Raw genomic sequence first — 662 nt, forward strand, 5'->3', positions numbered from 1 at the left:
TTATAAAGCTGAACTTATTGCCAGGTATGACTGCAGAGGAATGTTTACGTCTTTGTCATATTCGAAGAGATGGCGACGTTGTGACAGCCTGCAAAAAAGCTCTATATGTCTTGTTCAGTGCTATTCGACAAAGCGATATTGATATTGCACTAAACAATATATTTGAGTTTCCAGTGAGAGACTTGTTTCACTCAACTCACACGTTTGATACTCAATTAGATATCGAAACAGAGCTAAAATTCATCGTTCAAGATGAAGCCGTCATATCCGATGACGTTTCAACCTTGACGACAGAGAGAGAAATATTCCATACCACCACCAATTCCATGGTTGATGTTCCCCCTTTGTTTGCTGTCAAAAAGGCCATTGAGCTTAAGGAACGTTCATGAATATTAACGACTTTTTACTGACCGCGAGTATCAGCTTAGGTATTGGCCTACTCCTAGGATACTTTCTTCGTGACCTAGTAAACGCAACCACACGCTTTTACCACAAGCACTTAAAACGCTCGCGCTATTTTGAGCTAGATACATCAGCCACTAACACCAAGAAGCTTAAGTAATGACATCGCATTCTCATGACTCTACCCCCTTCACTATAGGATTGGGCTGGTGGAACATTTACTTTATCGCAAAAATAGCGCTCTATTTTCAGGGAATCAT

Annotated in this window: 2 protein-coding genes; both read left to right on the top strand. The window is 40.6% G+C overall.

Going from position 1 to position 662, the window contains the following annotated elements:
- On the top strand, window positions 1-389 hold a 389-nt coding region (locus R7Q46_RS27585; protein WP_318078338.1), incomplete at its 5' end, for a BcsE family c-di-GMP-binding protein.
- Window positions 386-562: a hypothetical protein gene (locus R7Q46_RS27590; protein WP_020840228.1), complete on the top strand. Its 177-nt coding sequence runs from the start codon at window positions 386-388 to the stop codon at window positions 560-562. The genes R7Q46_RS27585 and R7Q46_RS27590, both read left to right, overlap by 4 nt.
- The last annotated feature ends 100 nt before the right edge of the window (window positions 563-662 follow it).

Source organism: Vibrio sp. 811, assembly GCF_033339195.1.

Excerpts from the sequence above, each read along its gene's own strand:
- R7Q46_RS27590 (WP_020840228.1), top strand. The coding sequence starts at position 386 with ATGAATATTAACGACTTTTTACTGACCGCGAGTATCAGCTTAGGTATT.